Annotated in this window: 20 protein-coding genes and 1 other RNA gene; 13 read left to right on the top strand and 8 right to left on the bottom strand. The window is 44.3% G+C overall.

Annotation, left to right across the window (positions count from 1 at the left end; all coding sequences use genetic code 11):
- Window positions 1-2 precede the first annotated feature (2 nt).
- Genes napG through Q0460_RS08010 form a run of 5 tightly spaced genes read left to right on the top strand, consistent with a single transcriptional unit; the run spans window position 3 to window position 3515 of the window.
- A complete protein-coding gene (gene napG / locus Q0460_RS07990) occupies window positions 3-761 on the top strand; it encodes a ferredoxin-type protein NapG (RefSeq protein WP_299086254.1) in 759 nt (252 codons plus the stop codon).
- Window positions 758-1567: a quinol dehydrogenase ferredoxin subunit NapH gene (gene napH, locus Q0460_RS07995; protein WP_299086255.1), complete on the top strand. Its 810-nt coding sequence runs from the start codon at window positions 758-760 to the stop codon at window positions 1565-1567. The genes napG and napH overlap by 4 nt, the downstream gene beginning before the upstream one ends.
- Window positions 1564-2097: a nitrate reductase cytochrome c-type subunit gene (locus Q0460_RS08000; RefSeq protein ID WP_297942089.1), complete on the top strand. Its 534-nt coding sequence runs from the start codon at window positions 1564-1566 to the stop codon at window positions 2095-2097. Before napH ends, Q0460_RS08000 begins: the two co-directional genes overlap by 4 nt.
- A gap of 9 nt (window positions 2098-2106) precedes the next feature.
- Window positions 2107-3183, top strand: a complete 1077-nt coding sequence (locus tag Q0460_RS08005; protein ID WP_299086256.1) for a hypothetical protein — start codon at window positions 2107-2109, stop codon at window positions 3181-3183.
- Window positions 3180-3515: a chaperone NapD gene (locus Q0460_RS08010; protein ID WP_299086257.1), complete on the top strand. Its 336-nt coding sequence runs from the start codon at window positions 3180-3182 to the stop codon at window positions 3513-3515. Before Q0460_RS08005 ends, Q0460_RS08010 begins: the two co-directional genes overlap by 4 nt.
- Before the next feature lie 1033 nt (window positions 3516-4548).
- Here the strand turns inward: Q0460_RS08010 and Q0460_RS08015 are convergent.
- The 6 genes from Q0460_RS08015 to panB form a co-directional block, all read right to left on the bottom strand.
- Window positions 4549-6126, bottom strand: a complete 1578-nt coding sequence (locus Q0460_RS08015; protein WP_299086258.1) for an AI-2E family transporter — start codon at window positions 6124-6126, stop codon at window positions 4549-4551.
- Window positions 6127-6775: 649 nt separating this feature from the next.
- Entirely contained in the window at window positions 6776-7252 is a 477-nt protein-coding gene (locus Q0460_RS08020; protein ID WP_299086259.1) for a hypothetical protein, read from the bottom strand.
- Window positions 7253-7589: 337 nt separating this feature from the next.
- A complete protein-coding gene (gene ruvB / locus Q0460_RS08025) occupies window positions 7590-8606 on the bottom strand; it encodes a Holliday junction branch migration DNA helicase RuvB (protein ID WP_299086260.1) in 1017 nt (338 codons plus the stop codon).
- A 385-nt stretch (window positions 8607-8991) separates the two neighbouring features.
- A complete protein-coding gene (locus tag Q0460_RS08030; RefSeq protein ID WP_299086261.1) occupies window positions 8992-9390 on the bottom strand; it encodes a hypothetical protein in 399 nt (132 codons plus the stop codon).
- A 30-nt stretch (window positions 9391-9420) separates the two neighbouring features.
- Window positions 9421-10107, bottom strand: coding sequence for a hypothetical protein (locus tag Q0460_RS08035; RefSeq protein WP_299086262.1), 687 nt, complete (start codon window positions 10105-10107; stop codon window positions 9421-9423).
- Window positions 10108-10527: 420 nt separating this feature from the next.
- Window positions 10528-11325 carry a 3-methyl-2-oxobutanoate hydroxymethyltransferase gene (gene panB, locus Q0460_RS08040; protein WP_299086263.1) on the bottom strand — a complete coding sequence of 266 codons (798 nt, stop codon included), beginning with the start codon at window positions 11323-11325 and terminating at the stop codon, window positions 10528-10530.
- A 98-nt stretch (window positions 11326-11423) separates the two neighbouring features.
- On the opposite strand from panB, the gene ssrA reads away from it, so the two are divergent.
- The 8 genes from ssrA to Q0460_RS08080 all read left to right on the top strand — a co-directional run bounded on the left by ssrA (window position 11424) and on the right by Q0460_RS08080 (window position 15161).
- Window positions 11424-11785: a transfer-messenger RNA gene (gene ssrA, locus Q0460_RS08045) on the top strand.
- A 276-nt stretch (window positions 11786-12061) separates the two neighbouring features.
- A complete protein-coding gene (locus Q0460_RS08050; protein WP_299086264.1) occupies window positions 12062-12457 on the top strand; it encodes a hypothetical protein in 396 nt (131 codons plus the stop codon).
- A gap of 24 nt (window positions 12458-12481) precedes the next feature.
- On the top strand, window positions 12482-12805 hold the full coding sequence (locus Q0460_RS08055) for a hypothetical protein (RefSeq protein WP_299086265.1): 324 nt from the start codon (window positions 12482-12484) through the stop codon (window positions 12803-12805).
- A gap of 24 nt (window positions 12806-12829) precedes the next feature.
- Window positions 12830-13174, top strand: coding sequence for an Imm40 family immunity protein (gene imm40, locus Q0460_RS08060; RefSeq protein ID WP_299086266.1), 345 nt, complete (start codon window positions 12830-12832; stop codon window positions 13172-13174).
- 196 nt (window positions 13175-13370) lie between these two features.
- Complete coding sequence (locus Q0460_RS08065) at window positions 13371-13754, top strand: hypothetical protein (protein ID WP_299086267.1); 384 nt, start codon at window positions 13371-13373, stop codon at window positions 13752-13754.
- Window positions 13751-14086 (top strand): DUF3969 family protein, encoded by a 336-nt coding sequence (locus Q0460_RS08070; protein WP_299086268.1) that lies wholly within the window; start codon window positions 13751-13753, stop codon window positions 14084-14086. The genes Q0460_RS08065 and Q0460_RS08070 overlap by 4 nt, the downstream gene beginning before the upstream one ends.
- 503 nt (window positions 14087-14589) lie before the next feature.
- A complete protein-coding gene (locus Q0460_RS08075; RefSeq protein WP_299086269.1) occupies window positions 14590-14886 on the top strand; it encodes a type II toxin-antitoxin system RelE/ParE family toxin in 297 nt (98 codons plus the stop codon).
- Window positions 14886-15161 carry an addiction module antidote protein gene (locus tag Q0460_RS08080; protein ID WP_299086270.1) on the top strand — a complete coding sequence of 92 codons (276 nt, stop codon included), beginning with the start codon at window positions 14886-14888 and terminating at the stop codon, window positions 15159-15161. The genes Q0460_RS08075 and Q0460_RS08080 overlap by 1 nt, the downstream gene beginning before the upstream one ends.
- A 34-nt stretch (window positions 15162-15195) precedes the next feature.
- Here Q0460_RS08080 and Q0460_RS08085 read toward each other — a convergent pair whose 3' ends face one another.
- Both Q0460_RS08085 and Q0460_RS08090 read right to left on the bottom strand, forming a co-directional pair.
- Window positions 15196-15717, bottom strand: a complete 522-nt coding sequence (locus Q0460_RS08085) for a hypothetical protein (RefSeq protein ID WP_299086271.1) — start codon at window positions 15715-15717, stop codon at window positions 15196-15198.
- A gap of 21 nt (window positions 15718-15738) precedes the next feature.
- A partial coding sequence (locus Q0460_RS08090; protein WP_299086272.1) for a restriction endonuclease occupies window positions 15739-16349 on the bottom strand: 611 nt, incomplete at its 5' end.

The following is a 16349-nucleotide window of genomic DNA, read 5'->3' on the forward strand; positions in this document are numbered from 1 at the left end:
TTATGGATAGGCGTGAGGTCTTAGGCATTCTTTCTTTAGCTGCGGGCGTGGGCGTTTTGGGGCTCGGAGTCGCGAACTCTAGCGAGCACGCCAAACTCCGCCCGCCCGCAGCCATAGGCGAGAAAGAATTTCTTAGCAAATGCCTAAGGTGCGGACTTTGTGTCGAGGCGTGCCCATTTGATACGCTTAAGCTTGCGAGCTTTTGCGATCACGCTATTGCAAACGGCACGCCGTTTTTTATCCCGCGCGAAATTCCGTGCTATATGTGCGACGACATACCTTGCGTCACAGCCTGTCCTAGCGACGCACTAGATAAAAGCTTGGTAAGCGAAGACTCCAAGCTTAACGTGCGTCTATCCAGAATGGGCGTTGCGGTCATAGATACCGAGCATTGCATCGCTTATGCCGGTATCCAATGTGACGCGTGCGTGCGAAGCTGCCCCGTGATGGATAAGGCGCTCAGGATCGATTACCGTCACAACAACCGCACCGAAAAGCACGCTCTACTCGTACCTGTAGTAGATAGTAACTACTGCACGGGTTGCGGTAAGTGCGAGCATGCCTGCGTCACGAAAAAGGCGGCTATCAGCGTCGTGGAGCGCGAGCGCGTCATAGGAATTTCCAGCGATAACTACGTCAAAGGCTGGATCAAGGGCGACGACGCGAAGCTAAAAGACGTAGATACCAAAATCAGGCTCGATCCGCAAAAGAGCAAGGACTACTTAAACGAGGACGATCTAATGGAAGGGGCTAGGCAATGAAATATACTATTTTAAGGCGTTTGAGCCAAATTTCTATTCTAGTCCTTTTTATTTTAGGAAATAATTTCGCCTTCAAAGCCGCGAGCGAAAACGGAATTTTATCCGGAATTCTAAAAGGCAATCTAAGCTCGTCGAAACTTTTCGGCACGATTAATCTAAGCGATCCGTTTGCGACGGCGCAGATGCTGCTAGCTAGCTTTTCTTTGGGCACTACGGCGGTTATCGGAGCGGTTATCGTAGGCGCATTTTATGCACTCATAGCGCCGCGATTATATTGCTCATGGGTCTGCCCGATAAACTTACTGACCGATCTTGCCGCATGGCTTCGTAAAAGACTTGGCATAACGACTAAGATCGTTAGCGTAAACCGCAAAGCTCGCTACGTCCTAGCAGTGCTAGCGCTTGTTTGCAGCGGAGCTTTCGGCTTTGCGGCATTTGAGAGCGTAAGCTTTATCTCGCTTTTCGCGCGCGCCGTCATATCGCTGAGTGCCAGTGCGTTTGCAATCGCGCTACTGATCGTAGTTTTTGAAATTTTCGCAGGCGATCGCACGATCTGTTCGCGGCTATGCCCGCTCGGCGGATTTTGGGCTGCGCTTAGCTATTTTAGCGTCATTCGCGTTCGCCACGAGGTTGATAAATGCACAATGTGCGGCAAATGCAAAATGGTCTGCCCCGAAGTTCAGGTGCTTAAGATGGTTGGGCGCGAAAACGGGCGCGTTAGCAGTGAGTGTATCAGCTGCGGGCGCTGCATCGACGTATGCGACGACGATGCGTTAAATTTTAGTATATTAGGAGTAAAAAAATGAAAAAAATGGTTTTAGGCTTGGCTCTTGCATGCTGTGCGGCGCTATTTGCCGCGGACAAGACGGCTTCTATAGACGCCGACAGCTTGGGCTTTATAAAAAGCGTGGACGAATCGGCGCAAAATAAAAATTCCCTGCCCGATTTCAAATATAGCGAGGACGCTCCGGGCGCCGCTTCGAAAATCGAGCGCAGCTTCGAAAACGCTCCGCCGCTCATACCGCACAGCCTAGAGGGGCTCGTGCCGATCACAAAGGATAACAATATGTGCGTAACCTGCCATATGCCCGATGTCGCTAAGGATGTAGGTTCTACGCCGATTCCAAAAAGCCACTTGGTAGACTTTCGCACGGGCGCGGATCTAAACGGCACGCTAGCCGAGCAGCGCTTCAACTGCACGCAATGCCACGTACCGCAAGCTCAAACCAATCCGCTAGTGAAAAATAATTTTAAGGCTGATTTTAGCAGGTTTAGCGACGCAAATTCCACTTCTAATCTCATAGATACGCTAAATCAAGGCGCCGAGGTTGAGTAGGAGCGCGCGATGAAATTTTTACCACCGCTGCTACTTTGCGCCTGCTTCATCTATGCCGGCAACGGCGTTGCAATACCTAGTGGCGCTGCAGGCATAGATGCACCTACAAAGACCAAACACGCTAGCTTCATACTAGAGCTTGACGCAAATGTCGCGGTGCTAAAAAATCTAGACGGCGAAATTTACGCAGGGCTTGACAACGGCAAGCTCTATAAAATCACCATTAACTCTGCGGAGAATTCCGCGCCAAATTCCACCGCCGTAAATTCTTTGGCAAATTCTACGAAGCAAAATTCTGCCGAAAATTCTACGACATTAAATTCCGCCTCGGGCTCAATATCCAAAACGCTAATTTTCGCCCTGCCCTCGTCCAAAAATTACCTAGACGAGCCGATGGGCGCTACCATATTCGACGTCGATAAATTAGGCGAAAAATACGCATTTTTATATAACGGCGACGCGTTTGAAAAGATGCTGGGCGTGTTTGCGGGCGGCAGGATCACGCACTACAAGCTACCGATGACGGGGATTAAAAACGTCTATTTCTACGACGAAAATACCGTGATTTTGCTAGGTCTTGGTAGCGAAATTTTATACTTCGACCTACCTAGCGGCAAGGTAAGCTTCGAGCAAAAGCTCACCATCGCGTCTTTGGGCGGCAGCGCCTACGACCGCGCTAGCGGGAAGCTGTTAATCTCGTGCGAAGGCGGCATCGTGTTTTATTTCGACGCGAAAGTGAAAAAACTTATGAGCCAAAAGTCCCTGCACAAGGACGGGATCTACTCCGTGGCGCTGCTTGGCGATCGCATGATGAGCGGCTCGAACGACAAGGAAAGATCGTGCTACTACGAAAACGGCGATTTCGCTAAATTTTATAACGCCCGTTTTGCAGTTTTTGCCGTGGCGCTAAGCCCAGAGCTAGGCGCTTTTACCGTTGGTAACGGCGTGCGCGTAATCGATAAAGCAGGCGAGATCGTCCGCAGCATCGAGCTAGATAACGACGTCATCAACTATCTGCTTTTCGAAGGAGATTATCTCGTGGGCTCGGGGTATAATAGATATATCTACTTTTGGAGGCTAAAATGAATATTTCAAGCGTCGTGATCTATCTGAGCGCGAATACCGACGTAGCGGCGTTTCGCAAGCAACTGCAAAGTATCGGCGGCTGCGAGTTCGTAGCGTGCCAGGACGGCAAGGCGGTAGCCACGATTAGCGCGGAGAGCTTTGAGAGTGAGATCGCCACATTTCGCGCGATAGAAGCCATAGAGGGCGTAAGCGAGGCGATGATGATCTACTCATACTCCGATCTGGACACAGATATCGCCGCGGCAAACTCCGACAACGGCGAGCAGATAATGCGCGAGCTGGACGAAAAAGACCCGAGCCAGATCAAATACGGCGGCAAGGTGCGGGTCTAAACCGCCGCCACTTTATTCGCGCTTTTTGTCTAAATTTTATATTTTCGGCGATCTCTGCGTCACTCGGTAAAATTTTTTGTATAAATTTTATCTGCATCCACGGAATTTGAAATTTTCCAATTCGTCTTTGCCGCTTATAGTCTGATTTTGTGCCCCGGTCCGTCGCCGCTTTTGCGCTCCTAGCCGATTTTAAGCTTTTGATACGCCGTCTTGCGTTTAGCCGTCAAATTTAAATCTACAAGTCCTATGACGATACGGAATTTTAAGAGCGGCGGACGGATAAATTTATAAAATTTATCCGCAGTACGATGCCTCGCACCGCATAAAAAACATGCCGCACCAAAATCAGACGCCGCATCAAGGTGATGCCATAGCGACTGCCGTCCGACACCGTACTTATAAACCCGCCGCCGGCGCAAAGCAATTATAAACAGCTATGCGACGAAGTCCGACACCGTACTTATAAACCCGCCGCCGCGACACCCGTCTGCTTGAGGTGCCGCTACAAAAATACGACGGCCCGATACCGGCCGCTAGACATAGATCACCTCCATGCGCATAGCTTGAGTGTGCCGCAAAGATAAAATTTTATGGGGGTTGGACGGCATGCCGATGTTTATTAAACGATCAAAATACCGTCAAGGCAAACCATGTGCTAATCGCCGTAGATGAGCTGCAAATTTTAAAGATTGTGCAAGATTGCGGTTTTGATGCCGCGGCAACCCTTCGTTAGGCGCACGGACCTTACGGCGCGGATGAGAACTTTAAATTTCAAAACAAGAGCATAAGTTTTAAAATTCCTAGGCGTAGAAATTCCGCGCCGAAGCTAAATTTTAAAATTTATACTGCGGGCACTCAAAGAGAGTTAGCGGTGCGCCGAAATTAAAATTTGCCTTTAAATTTAAAGCCTTTAGGCTCGCACAAGAGCGCAAGCAGACAAAATCGTAAGGACGAAAAAGCCGCAAGGGTATACTTGGTTTGCACTTTACGGGCGACATTTTCATAAATTTAAAAGCGCCAAGCGGCGCAAGCCCTACTCGAATTCTATCTTTTTTAGATAATCGTACAAATTTAGTACCGCGATAAATAGCGTTAAAATCGCGGGCCCCAAGATCACGCCCCAGAACCCAAACGTGCTGATGCCCGAAAGCATCGAGAAGAAGATCAGCATTTCGTTGATGTTTGCGGGGTTTTCGACTAGGCGCGAGTTGATAAATTTTATCACGAGCGGCTTTACGAAGCTGTCCGCGAGCGTCGAGATCAGTATCACGCAATACGCCATTATCACGATCGCGCCCGAGGTGCTACCCCCCGCTAGCACGTATAGCGCGGTGGGTACATAGATGAGTGCGCCGCCGACTGCGGGGATGAGCGAGCAGAAGGCGAAAAGCACCCCCATCAGCAGCGCGTCAAAGCCGAAGATCCCCGCGATGATCGAAAATAAAAAGCCCTGCAATACGGCGTTGAATATGGTCGAGTAAAACACGACGCTCATCGTATTTGCCGTCTCGGAGAAGATATAATCGATCTGCGCGGGCTCGACGGGTAGAATTTTTTTGAAAAAGCGTTTGAAGCTCTCGCCGTAGAGGTATGCAAAAAAGCAAAACACGACGATAAGCACCATATCGACGATAAATTTCGCGCTGGATTTCCCGACGACTGAGAGGTAGGAGATGATCTGCTTCGCTACGCCCGCAACGTCTAGGTTTGCTAAAAATGAGCGAAACTGCGCATTAAATTTTTCAAAAGGCCCAGGCAGCCTGATGTCTAGGCTCTGAACGTAGCTAAGCGCGTCGTTTAGGCGCGCCATATCGAAGCTCGCGGCGTTTTTTGCGATCTCGATCACGGCGTAGATGAAGGGCACGAAAAAAAGCGCGCAGAGCAAAAACAGGCTAAGCACCGAGGCCAGCGTGCGCCTGCCGCGGCACAGCTTCGTTACTTTAGCATGCAGACCCGAGGTCGCCACCGCCATCAACACGCCGATTGCGATCACCATCAAAAATGGCGAGAACAGATAGATCACGCAGCAAAACATCAGCAAGGTTGCGCCGATAAAAAATATCTTGTTTGTTTTCGCGCGCCCGCTAGCCTTGGCAAGGCCCGCTTTCATACCCGCAGCGGCCCCCGAAGCGGCAGCGGCGCCTAGCGCGGAAGCATTAGCCGAGAAGGTTTCGTTGGCTTCGGCGGCGTCGCTAAATGCAGCCGCACCGGCAGATGAGACTTTGTCGGTTTTGACCCGGTTTTTGCTTTGATTTTCGGCAGCGGTTTTAGTCCTGCCTTCCGCGGTGCCTAACGCAGCTGCGGCTACTTTATCGGCGCCCGTATTTGCTTTAGCGGCTTTAACCCCGCTTTCAACACCGACATTGGCTCCGCTTCCGCTTTGATTTTTGGCACTGATTTCGGCTCTATTTTCAGCAGCGGTTTTGTTTTTGTTTTTGACGGTCGCTTTGGCTTCGGCGGCGGCTTCGATTTTGCCCTCAGCGTTATTTACGGTCTGATTTTCGGTGAAATTTTGAGCCTCGCTTTTGGCGTTATTCTCGGCGTTGTTTTGAGCCATGTTTTCAGCCTGGTTTTCATTGCGGCTTGCGGCGTTGTCTTTTGGCGTCGGCAAATTTTATCCTTTTGAAATTTGATGAGCTATTTTATAAATTTTTTTATCAGATTTTGATTAAATTTTAAAATTTCATAGAATTTACGAGCAGTGTTCTCGCACATACGGCAAGTGGCATACTGCGGCATATTCGGTACAGCGCATGAATGATCAATAGCAAAAACAGCACGCGTTTGTGCACGAGCTGCACGGCGTATGCGATTACGTGGGAGCGGAACAGTAGACCGTATGCGCTGATAGACCGACGCCGGGTACTTACGCGATATATCGGTAACAAACCGACAATAAACAAGCGGAAAATAGAGAAATCGTAACGAGCGCGTCGGGGCAAAATGTGAAATTAAAATCGATACGGTAGTGAGAGGCGATTGGTGGGCGATAGTATGAGAATGGAGCGAGAAGTGAGCGACGGCAGAGTGTTTGCTTTTTAGAAATCGATGTTACCCTTAAACATATCAGTAAGTGAAAAATCCATAGGAGGTAGGATTTATAAATAACAAGCTCGGCAGACGCGCAGATAGACTATTAACTTCTGGTTGGAAGATTATTTTTTCGCTATGAACATACTGAGGCGGGCTTCGCTCCAGCTTGCGCTGCAGCCGCATTAGCGAGACCGTGTGAAAGCCCATCTCTAATAATACCCAATCCGTTACTCATTTTTTACTCCTTCTTCTGGATTGTTTTTAATCAAATTTCTATCTGAAAAATTTATAAAAAATATCAATAAAAGTAGAAAAACTACCCCTTTTAAAAAGAATTTAAACTGTGCGGTCATCAAATATGGTCTTAACAATCTATGATCGAAATTATATCCCTTATATATCTTTCCATCTTTATTTTCAAGCTGTAAAATTTCATTATTACCTAATATATCTGGGCTCGGCTCGCCGTAAATTTTGATTTTTTGCCCTTTTAGCTTTTCATAAATATCGCTATCGCTTTTGCTTATTTCATAAACTTTTTTCTTGCCGTTTTCTAGTTCTATATGTATTCGTCCGCCGCTTCCGCGAAAATTATAATAAACGTTTCTTAAAATTCCGGTATCTATCTCAAGCTCATTTAACTGCTTAGGCGACGTATCCGTTCTATAAATAGTAAAAAGCGTTCCGCACAGGACAAAAAGCAAACCATAACAGCCTATACTAGCCACCTGTGCCGGCGGATGCGAAACTCCCCTGATAAAAACGCGTCTGTAAAATACATCGTAAAAATAATAGAAGAACCTTTTTATATATTTTGTATGAATTTCATAAAATTTCCCTTCATATTCTTTTGGATGTTTTATTGAGCCGATAATAAATTTGCTCTAAATTTACAAAATCTCCCGCTTTAAATTTTAAATCTGAAGAAATTTTATAACCAAGCAAAATTCAAAGATTAAATATACAAAATCGCCACGGCAGGGTTCCCACCTGCGTAGCTATAGCTCAGCGCCGTGAAGTATAAAATTTCATCCGCCCTGCCTACCCCTCAAACAGATTTCTCTCCGCGGTCTTTAGCACGCGACCGAGCACCTCGCGCGCCTTATCGGTTGCGATGCGGCCTTTGGCAGTCTTTTCGATGTAGCCGTTGGCAAGCAGATAGGGCTCGATGACGTCCTCGATCGTGCCCTCGTCCTCGCTAAGCGCCGCCGCGATCGTGCTAAGCCCCAAGGCACGGCGCTTGGCGTCAAATAAAATCTCCAAATATTTTATATCCATCTCGTCAAAGCCTTGCTCGTCCACGCCCAGCGCTTCAAGCCCTTCGCGCGCGCGATCGTGCGAGATAGCGCCCTCGTCGCGCACCTCGGCAAAATCGCGTATGCGGCGCAGTAGCCGTAGCGCTATACGCGGAGTACCGCGAGAGCGACGCGCGATCTCGGCACTGGCGTCGGCTGCGCTCTCCTTGCCGAGTTTAACCGAAGCGGTCTGCACTATCCGCGCAAGCTCGGCGTGCGTGTAAAACTGCAAGCGAAACTGCATGCCGAAGCGATCCCGCAGCGGCGCCGAGATCATGCCCGCGCGCGTCGTGGCGCCGATGAGCGTAAAGTGCGGAATGTCGATCTTGATGGTCTGCGCGGCGGGACCCGAGCCGATGATGATGTCGAGGCGGAAGTCCTCCATCGCCGAATACAGCACCTCCTCGATCGCGGGGCTTAGGCGGTGTATCTCGTCGATGAAAAGCACGTCGCCGCTTTGCAGGTTCGTTAAAATCGCCGCCAGATCGCCCGCCTTTTCGATCATCGGCGCGGCGGTGACCTTGATGGCGGCGCCCATCTGAGCGGCAATGATGTGCGCCAGCGTAGTCTTGCCGAGCCCGGGCGGCCCGTAAAAAAGCACGTGATCAAGCACGTCGGCGCGCTTTTTCGCCGCGGCGATCGCGATAGCGAGGTTTGATTTGATCTTCTCCTGCCCCACGTAATCCTCGAAGCTCGACGGACGCAGCGAGCTCTCCACGCTCTCATCGAGCTGCATCTTTTCGATCTCTACAATTCTGTCCATAATCTCTCTTTAATCGTTTTTAAAATTTTAGCAAGTGTAGCGAAAAATGGCTAAATTTTGACAATTTTAAAGGAACGGATCTTTGCGGGCGGAATAAAATTTGTCGCGCGGAATTTTACGGTACGCGCTTAGGGCTGGGGCTAAAAAGCAGAACACCCGTCGCGAAAGACTGCGGAATTTTAGCGCGACGTTTTAAGGCTATGCTCATGCCGCCGCACCCGTTATGCCTTAGTGCGGAATTTATTGTGGCGGCTCCCAAACAGCGCGCCGAACGGTAACTGCGCTAAATTTTACGGCGCGGAATTTGAGCGCGTAGAATTTAAGGCTTCAGGCGTTCACGATTGGTGATTGCGGAGCGGCGGTGCGAAATTTGAGCACGTAGAATTTAGTGGCAAAATTTAGCCGTTTGAAAAATACGCGAAGTTTTACGACGTAAAATTTGGCGCCTAGAATTTTGCGATATTAAATTCGGCGTCTGGGATTTTGTAGCGAAATTTTGCGACAAAATTTTGTCTTGTAGAATCTTGATGCGGACTTCGTTTTTGCGGCGGCGGAGCTCTAAATTTTGCGCTTCAAGCTCCACGGCACGCAGCAGGTTAAAATTTTGTCTCACGTAGTCGGTTAAAATTTCGCAAGAAATTCTACGTAGAATTTTATGCAAAATTTTGCCTTGCGCGCTTGCGCAGCTAAGTAAAATTTCGCGCGGAGTTTTGTCTTTCGCGACTGCTTGGAATTCGGCGCGGATTGTAAAATTTACCGCTAAGCTTAACGCGGGCTTGTGCAATTAAATTTAGCCGTGCAATCTCGCAACGCCTTATCGATCGCTCTCTTTGATCAAGACACTTTTATTATCGTCGTCACTCTTACAAAGCACTCTATAATCTGATATTTCAATTGCATCTAAAAATACTACGCCATCGCTTTGAAATTTTTTCGAGCAGCCCTTGGCGTAAAGCTCGGCGAGTTTTGGACTCTTTAGAACATAAAACTCATAGCTATCGGCAAAGTGTTCCATATAGCTATAGGTGATGCTCGCCCAAGGTACTCGGTTGTCACCGCTTCTATTTAGCACGATGGTTCTAGCATTTATCGCCGCGAGCTTTGACTTTAGCTCTGCAAACGTCTTTTTGTCCCAGCCGATGAGCTTTAGCCCCTCGCCTATACTCGGCGCATTATCTTTGAAAATGGAATTTGAGTAAAATTTCGTCTTATTGCCATCTATATCGATCCAAATATACTCATCGCCGTAGGCACTTTCGATCATGACGCGCGAATTTCTAGGGAAGTTGCGATCGGCAAAAGCTAACAGATCCAAAAATTTCTCGCGATTTTGCTCGTAGTTTTGCATTAGCGGAGCTTTTTTCAGCTCCATCGCATCTTTATCAACGGAAAAGAACTCAAATAGCAAAAATATCGTCAAAATTATTAAAATAGGCAATACCACTATGATAAAGAAATAACCCGTAACCGTGGCTATGATGATTTTTAAAGCTTTAGCCAAATTTTCTCCTTAAATTTTATAAGCCGTTTAGGCCTGACGGCTGGTTTGCGCTTGTATTCTACGACTGCGTGCGTAAAATTTAGCGCTCGCAGCGTATTTTAGAGCTGCAGGCGCGAGAGCGTTCATGAAAAGCGTCGTGCGTTGCAGTCGGCGAAAGAAATAGCGCTCCGCATGCAGAAGCACGCAAACTCTCGCACGGCACGGCTCATATAAAATACCACGCAGAGTATCTGCCCACCAAAGCGCCTACGATCTCTCGCACTAGATAAAGCGCTCGCAATAGCTCAAGCCGAATAAATTTCAAGCTTCGCGAGCTGTTTACATAGCCTGTGGCGTGAAAACAAAGCGTTAATTTAAGACAAACGTAGTTTTATTGCCAGAATTTAGGCGCGTAAATTTTAAAATTTAGCCCAAATCCCGCTATTGCTTATATTCAAACTCCTCGCTCGGAAAGCTCCCCTCCTTGAGCTCGCGCGCGTATTCGCGCACCGCGCCTTTTACCAGCTCGGCGCCGTCTAGATAGCGCTTAACGAATTTCGGCCGAAACTCCGTGAAAAATCCACACATATCGCTCCACACAAGCACCTGTCCGTCCACGCCCGCGCCAGCGCCGATGCCGATGACGGGCATGTCGGTACCGAGCGCCACTTGATTTGCGACCGAGCAGATCGTCCCCTCGACCAGCAGCAGCACCGCACCCGCCTCGGCAAGCGCTCTGGCGTCGTTTAAAACCTCGCGCGCACCCTCCTCTCCGCGTCCGCTTACCTTGTAGCCGCCCATAAAACGCGAAAACTGCGGCTTTAGCCCGATGTGGCTCATCACGGCGATGCCGTTTCGATTAAGCAGCGCCACGGTATCTGCCATATGAGCGCCGCCTTCGATCTTAACGGCGTCGCAGCCGGTGCTCTCATAGACTTTGGCGCAATTTTGCAGCGCAAGCTCTGGCGTCGCGCACGAGCAAAACGGCATGTCCACGACCATATACGCTCGCTTTAAGCCCCGTCTTACGGCGCGCGCGTGATAGATCATCTGCTCAACGCTTACGCCTAGGGTCTCGGAATGCCCGCCGAAGCTCATATTTAGGCTGTCGCCTACGAGCACCATATCGACTTCGTCGTCGAAAATTTTAGCAAAAAGCGCGTCGTAGGCGGTGATCATCGCGATCTTTTCGCCCGATTTTTTCATCTCGTATAATTTGGAAAGCGTGATTTTTGACATTTTGACTCCTTTGCTCGGTTAAAATTTCTATGCAATTTTAACATAAGCCGAATTTGACATTTATAAAATTTTAAAGTAAAATGCGCGCGCATTCTTTCGGGGGTGACTTGGCTTCGACGGGAACGGATGGGTCAAGGCTGCATGTCGCTTTGGATACAGCGTATAAAATCCAAACTAAATTTAAACGCAAACAACGTTAAATTTGCTCCTGCTTACGCTAAAGCTGCGTAAGTCCAGTCGAGCCCTGCTCTGCGCCGATACTATCTAAGCGCGGCGGCGGGTAATCTGCGATAGCGTAGCTCTGCGGCGTGACGAGCCGTAGGGCGAAATCCTAGTCTTTGCGTCGGCGGGTCGTTTTGGAAAGTGAGCGAGCCTGCGCGAGAACTTCACTTTTGCTAAACATGTAGAGGCTTTGGTCGTTTGTTTTCGGACTGCGGTTCAATCCCGCACACCTCCACCAACTATCTATTTTTAAATTTTAATCACTTATTTTCAGTTCCATTTAGCTCCTGCACACGGGCGCTCATCCTAAATTTTAATTATTCCAGCTTCTTTCATTTTTATTTTAGATATAATCTTTTCCGAAATATTAGGAGTCTTATTAGGGGCTTTTTTGCATTAGAGGTTTTCCATATGAACAAAGCGTATATTTTGCCCAAATTCGGCAGTAGAGACGCCAAGAGCATCAAGAAGTACAAGACGCGATACGCAATATTATAGAAGAAAGGAGAAAGAAATGAATAAATTTGTTATGTTGTCATTGGCATATGTTGCTTTGCTAGCGGGGTGTAGCTTAAATAATCGCTTTTTTGCTCGGGGTACAAAATCTGAAAGCGCTTGCGGTTTTATTTTTCATGACTCTATACCTCATGATAAACTTTATGTACCGAGAAACCTTGAGGATTTTTTAGATATATATTCAAGATCTAAAAGCCCAAAAAGCGGTGAATATGAATATAAGCTAGTAGAGACCTTATCTCACTATTATAATGGCACATCAACTATGGTTCCGATAGAATCTTGTGACGATAAATGGTGTAAAATTTACTATCCATGCGGCGATACGGAGTACTATGTCAAGAAGGATAAAATACAACGGCTTTATAACCTAATGTATCCAAATAAAAGATAGGGCGTATTTTAAGTAGTAGGAGAGATGAGAAATTTTGTTATATCTTTTGTAGCGTTATGCCTATATGGGTGCAGCCCTACGATTTTAGGGCATAAAATCACTTTTGCAAAACACGAAGACGGTGCCTTTTACGGCGAGTGCGGCGAAAAAATAGATCAAAAAATTATATATAAATTTAAAGATGGCGTTATTCGTAAAATTTTCTATGAAGATAAAGATGAATTTGCTTATTATGATGAGATAGTCATCCCTATCCAATCCTGCGAAGGCGAATGGTGTAAAATTTACTATCCTTGCGGTCAAAAAGAGTATTTTGTAAAGAAGGACAATATAGAAAAATGGTATTAATTTTATACTTGAAAGGAGCGAATTATGTCATTTATAGATGAGGATTACGTAAATATCGTACCGCAGGATCTGCTAGAGCGCGGTATACGCTTAAGAGAGGAGTACGGAATTTATGCTATAGCTTGGAGATTTGACGATGTAATGGAGGTACTAAAAATCGCAAGAGATAGAGATATGCTTATCGTCGGAGGGGATGTATATCGCCTAAGCGGCGATGAGCCCATCATCACATACGACGGCTGGAGTATTAAAGCAGAAGATGACGATGCATTCGAATTGGCGATCGAATATATCACTAATTATCGCGCTAGAAACGGAGATGACTTTGCATATTGCCCAGTCATTAGCCCTGGGCAGGTGCCTAAATGAAAATTTTAATTCGATTGTGTATAGGAAATTTCATAAAGTATAGAGTATGCTTTAAGCGAGCGGATCGAATTTGAATTCGGCGTAAAAAAGAGGATCGGATAAGGCGTTAAATTTGGAAAGGAATAAGGAAAAAACGCTGTGAAATTTAAAATTTTAAAACCGAGGCTTTATGAAAAATATAAGGATATGGTTATAGATGCGTGAGGACGAAAGGGTAAATACAGCATTGATGGCCAAAATAGATATTTTATTAAATTTAATAAATTTTTCTAAAAATATAAGCGCGATAAAAAGCGACTTGGCAAAGATAGGCTTTAATAGCGAATCGGAACTTGTAACGATAACTAAAAATACCATTGCAAACATCTTAAATAGGGTCATTGATAAAGAAATTTCATATGAGCTCCTTGAGGAATGGGCAAATTTAATCGAGTGCCGCGAGGATATAGGATATGAGGATGAAATTTCGCAAGAGATCATATTTGAGCTGGCAAACCCTTGCCTTTATGGAAAGATAGACGAAGAGAAGATTTGTATGATTTTAGATGAAATTAAATACGGGCGGAGCGAGACCGAATGATATTAGAGAAAAATATTGATATTGTGGGCGAGAGGGCTGTTTTGCTAATGGCACTAGGCTCATTACAGGCATTGGAACACAAAGCGATTACCATAGATGAAAGCCAAAGAATTTTGTTTTCACCCTATATCTCAACGTATTTGGAAAAAAATAAGGTCGATGAACGCATTATAGATATAATAATCGAATGCTGCGAATTGGAGGATATTTTTGAGCTAATTCCTACAAAATATATGCAAACCCTGCAAATATTGCAGAATAGAATAATAGAAATTTTAAAGCAATACGATGAAGAATCTAGAAAAAGATGGATAATTATAGATGAAGAATAAGCATCCATAACTTCCGTCTTTGCAAGCGGGCGAGCGGGTAAATAAAATTTGACTCAAGATAAGTTAAAAACTTTCAAGGAATTTTTAACTTTTCTTGAACCTTTAAAATTTTAACGTCACGATAGAAACTCTGTGTAAATTTAAGTCCTTTCAATACTTTATAATGCTATTAACAAGATCGGCGACACAATATAAATCATAGATTTTAGATGAATCAGCAAATTTTACAGTTTAAAGAGTTTAATGTATCTTATTTGATGACTTTATGAATTTTAAGCTATTAGTTTAAAAATAAATTTAGTAGATAAAATCCTCTGATTTAGATAAAACACATTTTTCTTATACCGCAATGAATTCAAGAGTAAAATTTTGAAGTCACGATGCTATGATATAAATTTAAAGATATTTGGTTGCAGAGGGTGGATTTGAACCACCGACCTTCGGGTTATGAGGAATTCGTTCACCTAAGTAGCCATTAAGCTACAAAAATATATAATAGCTTTATGCAAGTAAAATATACTCCATACTTTGAAAAATGGTATAAGAATTTATCAGATTATAAAGCCAAAGCTTCGATTTTGCGTCGTATCGACAAAATAAAAAATGAGAACTATTTTGGCGATTATAAATCCGTAACTAATGCTACTGATATATATGAGCTTAGAATTTTTATTTCAGGCGGCATTAGAATTTATTTTACTTTCAAAGGCGATACTTTGATTATTTTGCTTTGCGGTGGTGACAAATCCACTCAAGCGCGTGATATTGAAAAAGCTAAGGAAATTTTAAAGGAGCTATAATGGAACTAAAAACTTTTGAATTGTCTAACTTTTTAGATAATGACGATGTAAGAAAAGAATATTTAAATCAAGTTTTAGCTGACGGCGATTTAGAGGAGCTTAAAAGAGCTCTTTTGTATATTTCAAAAAGCTATGGTGTTGAAAAAATAGCTAAAAAGGCTAATCTTAATAGAGAGAGCTTTTATAAAATTTTCAAACCCAACTCTAAGCCTAGATTTGAGACGATCTCTAAAATACTTCGCGCCTTTGATATGAATTTAAGTGTTTCTGCTTAAATATTGAGGCTTTTGTCTTGAAGCTTAAAGGGATTTAGTGCATTTCGATTTGGATCACTTCGTCGGGATCAGTGTGTAAATTCCCTAAAATCTTGCATAGTTTTAAATTTCTTTCTACCATAAAGCAGTTGTCGTTTTCTTTAGATAGGATTTGAAATTCTATTGTTTCTACTCCTTTGAATATCTCTTTTACCATTTTGCCTTGTATGGATTTAGCAGCATCGTTTAACCCTATTTTTTCATAATAGCTATCGTCTTTTTCTACTTTTACTACTCCGTTATTATTTATACTCCATATCATATCGGTTGGAATTTCTTTGTTTTTCTCTACTTTGTAAATTTTACCGCTTTTATCGAATCTCATTCTTATTTTATCGTATCTGCCAAAAATGAAATTTACGCAGCATTGAGTTTCTATCGCTTCCCACGTGCCAATTAAATTTATATTTTTGCCAAATTGGTATTGTTTATTGCTCGGCGATACGTTTATTTCCATGCTTTCTTTGGCTTGTAGGCTAGCGAAAATTAAGATTGCTGTTATGATTAGTTTATTCATTTTTTGCTTTCCTAAGTAGTTTTAATCAAACATAGGTATCGTTATATACTCTACTTCTGCCTGATTTTCTTTAACGTATAACTCGACGGCTTTTTTAGTTTCCTCATTGGAAGTTATAAAAATTTTCCTTATTTTTCTATTTCTTAAGAATGCAGCGTTTTTATTTACATATACGTGGCAGTCTCCTATAAAGGCTCTTATGTCTTTTTGCTCTATCGGGTATTTCCAGTTTTTACATTGTATTAGTATCGTTTCTTTATCTTTGTGGCATATTACGTCGATCCCATCATCTTTTTTACCGTTGTTTAATCCGTTCATATAAATTTTATAACCCTCATTTCTAAAATATTTTGCTATATAAAGTTCATATTCTGTGCCTTTTTTACGTTTTGATATCATTTTTTGTTTTGTTATATTTTCAATTTTTATTTGTTTATAAATTTCATAAAGATCGGTTTGCTTATCTTGCTTTACTAAATTTTTATTTTCTTGTATGTATTTATTGCATTGTTCTTGCTTTTTTGTTCTTTTATAATTTGTAATTGTATAATTCCCTATTTTTGTGTTTTTTTCTGTGTTCAATGTTGAAAATAATATTAAAATAATAAAAGCACATATTATCGCTAAAACTA

It is taken from the genome of uncultured Campylobacter sp. (assembly GCF_937980635.1).
Classification (GTDB): Bacteria; Campylobacterota; Campylobacteria; order Campylobacterales; family Campylobacteraceae; genus Campylobacter_B.

Bases quoted from the DNA above. Each gene is read 5' to 3' on its own strand.
- napG (WP_299086254.1), top strand. From the start codon at position 3: ATGGATAGGCGTGAGGTCTTAGGCATTCTTTCTTTAGCTGCGGGCGTG.
- napH (WP_299086255.1), top strand. From the start codon at position 758: ATGAAATATACTATTTTAAGGCGTTTGAGCCAAATTTCTATTCTAGTC.
- Q0460_RS08000 (WP_297942089.1), top strand. From the start codon at position 1,564: ATGAAAAAAATGGTTTTAGGCTTGGCTCTTGCATGCTGTGCGGCGCTA.
- Q0460_RS08005 (WP_299086256.1), top strand. From the start codon at position 2,107: ATGAAATTTTTACCACCGCTGCTACTTTGCGCCTGCTTCATCTATGCC.
- Q0460_RS08010 (WP_299086257.1), top strand. From the start codon at position 3,180: ATGAATATTTCAAGCGTCGTGATCTATCTGAGCGCGAATACCGACGTA.
- ruvB (WP_299086260.1), bottom strand. From the start codon at position 8,606: ATGGACAGAATTGTAGAGATCGAAAAGATGCAGCTCGATGAGAGCGTG.
- panB (WP_299086263.1), bottom strand. From the start codon at position 11,325: ATGTCAAAAATCACGCTTTCCAAATTATACGAGATGAAAAAATCGGGC.
- Q0460_RS08050 (WP_299086264.1), top strand. From the start codon at position 12,062: ATGAATAAATTTGTTATGTTGTCATTGGCATATGTTGCTTTGCTAGCG.
- Q0460_RS08055 (WP_299086265.1), top strand. From the start codon at position 12,482: ATGAGAAATTTTGTTATATCTTTTGTAGCGTTATGCCTATATGGGTGC.
- imm40 (WP_299086266.1), top strand. From the start codon at position 12,830: ATGTCATTTATAGATGAGGATTACGTAAATATCGTACCGCAGGATCTG.
- Q0460_RS08065 (WP_299086267.1), top strand. From the start codon at position 13,371: ATGCGTGAGGACGAAAGGGTAAATACAGCATTGATGGCCAAAATAGAT.
- Q0460_RS08070 (WP_299086268.1), top strand. From the start codon at position 13,751: ATGATATTAGAGAAAAATATTGATATTGTGGGCGAGAGGGCTGTTTTG.
- Q0460_RS08075 (WP_299086269.1), top strand. From the start codon at position 14,590: ATGCAAGTAAAATATACTCCATACTTTGAAAAATGGTATAAGAATTTA.
- Q0460_RS08080 (WP_299086270.1), top strand. From the start codon at position 14,886: ATGGAACTAAAAACTTTTGAATTGTCTAACTTTTTAGATAATGACGAT.
- Q0460_RS08085 (WP_299086271.1), bottom strand. From the start codon at position 15,717: ATGAATAAACTAATCATAACAGCAATCTTAATTTTCGCTAGCCTACAA.